The organism is Geomonas sp., assembly GCF_056994735.1.
In genome coordinates, this window is the sequence record NZ_JBXKJL010000018.1 from 1 (window position 1) to 2,974 (window position 2,974).

A 2,974-nucleotide genomic window follows, 5' to 3' on the forward strand; every position below is an offset into this window, starting at 1 on the left:
TCTCGCGAAATACGGGAAGCCCCGAGCTCATTGTTCAGAGCTACTCCTCCGGCGACGTAACTTTCGCCTCCCTTTCTTGCGGCTCGTCGCGACTAATCTGCAGAGTTGCTCCTGGAAGGCTGTTGCAGCCATAGCCGCAGCTCCCTGGCCTGCTGGAAGGCCACCTTATCGCCATAGAGCTCGATGTACCGCAGCGAGCGCACGGCAGAGTCTCGGTTCGTGGGTTGAAAATCCGGTGCGAGAAACCAGAGGCACCGGTCCCAATTCTCCGAGATCAGACGCCTGACTTCCTCCCACATTTTGTGTTCGTCTCTTGTAGTCACTTGGGACTTTCGCTCCCGGGCCACACTGACCGGGTCCTCAAGATACCGCCTGCATTATCGTTCATACGACACATATTAGCAACGCGCTTTCAGCCCGCTATCCCTGGCCTGAAGAAAATTTCCCCTCGCAATGATGCCAAAAACGCAAAGGAAAGCCACTTTCCGCGATCCCTGCTCAGCCACGAATCGCTTTATCAGGAGGCTCGTGTAAAGGTAGTTCACTGGCGATCTTTCAGGATAATCTGGGACATCGGTTTTCCAGCCAGCTTAACTGGTCGTAACCGAGATAACGGCTTGCGGTTTGGGAGCGCCACGCGACCCTGAGCGGCTAATTGGGCCAGCCGCGCCTCCAGACTCTCGACATGTCGCGGGGATCGCATGGGTTGAAGAAGTGCGATTGGCCTTCCGCGATCGGTGACGACAAATTCCTCGCCCTGTTTGGTTCGCCGCAGGTAGTAGGTAAGGCGGTTCTTCAACTCCCTAACGCCAACAGTGCCCATACACAGATCTCCTTTTGTAGCCATTGTAGCTACAGTTTGGATCCTATCAAGGGTCTAGGAGCGATCAGGTGTCGCCGACGGGGCGTGACACACTGCGGTGTCCGCCCACGACCTGGCATCTTCTCGCTGCGGGCGGAAATAGCTGCTGGAAAGGTAAGCCCGGATTATTCGGCGCGCCGTGAAAGGCGCTGGTTTCTTGCCGGTGCAAGTCCGGCCTGGGGAATTGTCGGTACACCCCAGTAGCTACCGTGGCGGCCAGAAGGGTAACCGCCTGGTCGAAGCCTACGGGACATTGGCCCACCTTGGGTGGGTCCGCGAGCCGACGGGCCGCAACACGCGTGAAGCCCGAGCAGGCCTCGAAAGTGACGATGCGAGCGCCGACCGGCCCGAATAACCGGGAAGGCCGCCGGACCCAGCGGGAGCAACCGACCGAGAATGGCTGGGTCGCTCGCCGGGGTAGGGGGCGTGGCACGTCGGCACAGAGCCCAGCGCAACACGGGAGCCCCCGGACCGCGAGGGGTCGCGCCCCTCACCCCAGCATCCGGCTGGGGGCGGTGCGGGGGGTCGGAGGGGTCCATAGTACCGCTCGGACCCGCCGGACAACAGAACCGGCGGGGAGGGAAGGGACCCTGGTTCGGGGTGGGTCTCACCGAGGCAAGGGGCGGGAGAGTGGCGTGAGCCTGGTACCTCCAGCGAAGCTCCAGAGACTCCAAGAGGCCCTGTACACCAAGGCCAAGCAGGCGCCGGCCTACCGCTTCTACCTGCTGTACGACAAGGTGTATCGCCCGGACATTCTGGCCCACGCCTACGCGCTCAGCCAGCAGCACGGGGGCGCGCCGGGCGTGGACGGGGTGACCTTCGCGGACATCGAGGCGGCCGGGGTGGAGCGGTGGCTGGCCGCAGTGCAGGAGGCGCTGCGCACGGAGACGTATCGCCCGCAGCCGGTGCGGCGGGTGCGGATTCCCAAGCCGGGCGGCAGTGGGGAGCGACCCCTCGGGATTCCCGCTATTCGGGACCGGGTGGTGCAAACCGCCGCCCTGCTGATCCTGCAGCCGATCTTCGAGGCGGACCTGGAGCCCACGGCCTATGGCTACCGGCCGGGGCGCTCGGCCTTGCAGGCCGTCCAGGCGGTGCACCGGGCGCTGTGTCAGGGGCATGCCCAGGTGGTAGACGCCGATGTGTCGAAGTACTTTGACACCATTCCCCATGCGGCCCTGATGCAGGCGCTGGCCCGCCGCCTCAGCGACCGGAAGCTGCTCCGGCTGCTGAAGCGGTGGCTCAAGGCGCCGGTGGCGGAGGCCGTGCCGGGGGGTGGGTGGCGGTTCACCGGCGGGAAGCGCAGCACGCGGGGCACGCCGCAAGGCGGGGTGATCTCGCCGCTGTTCGCCAACGTCTACATGAATCGCTACCTGAAGGTCTTCCGCCTGCGCGGGCTCGACCGGCGCTACGGGGCGCGGCTCGTGAACTACGCCGATGACTTCGTGGTCCTCTGCCGGCAGGGGGCCACGGAGGTGCTGGCGCAGACCCGCCGCTGGTTCACCCAGATGGGCCTCACGCTCAACGAGCGGAAGACCCGGGTGGTCCACGGGCAGAGCGAGTCGTTTACCTTCCTGGGCTACACCTTCGGGCCGATGCGCTACCGGAAGGATGGGCATGGGTACCTGGGCGCGGCCCCCGCCAAGGAGGCGGTCCAGCGGGTCAAGGGACGCATCCGGGAGATCCTCCGGCCGAGCAACCAGGGGGCATGGTCTGAGGTGCAGCAGGCGCTCAACCGCGTGCTGCGCGGGTGGGCGAACTACTTCGCCTACGGCACCCGGCTCCTGGCCTATCGGGCGGTCGATAACTATGTCTACGAGCGCGTGCGGCACTTCCTACGGCGCCGGCACAAGGTCCCCTCGCGAGGGACGAAGCGCTACCCGCGTGCGCGGGTCTTTGGGGAGTTGGGTGTCTTTCAGCTCCGGCGCTTTCATCTTGGGTCGCCTGCGCATGCCAGGGTGTGAAACCCGTCCGAGAGCCGTGTGCGGGAAAACCGCACGCACGGTTCGATGAGCAGGGGGAGGAAACGGCCTGTGTTGCTGTGGTCTCCAGTAGCCGCGTGCGGCGACCGAGTCGGGAGCCTCATAGGACCGCGCCTCGCTTTGACTCTACCGA

2 protein-coding genes are annotated in these 2,974 nt (G+C 65.1%); one reads left to right on the forward strand and one right to left on the reverse strand.

From position 1 onward, the window contains the following. Positions 1–541: 541 nt before the first annotated feature. Positions 542–847, reverse strand: coding sequence for a type II toxin-antitoxin system Phd/YefM family antitoxin (locus AC11W3_RS00795; protein ID WP_484092329.1), 306 nt, complete (start codon positions 845–847; stop codon positions 542–544). 530 nt (positions 848–1,377) lie between these two features. On the opposite strand from AC11W3_RS00795, the gene ltrA reads away from it, so the two are divergent. Next, entirely contained in the window at positions 1,378–2,823 is a 1,446-nt protein-coding gene (gene ltrA / locus AC11W3_RS00800; protein WP_484092330.1) for a group II intron reverse transcriptase/maturase, read from the forward strand. The last annotated feature ends 151 nt before the right edge of the window (positions 2,824–2,974 follow it).

Coding starts and splice junctions, on each gene's coding strand:
- AC11W3_RS00795 (WP_484092329.1), bottom strand. CDS start 847: ATGGCTACAAAAGGAGATCTGTGTATGGGCACTGTTGGCGTTAGGGAG.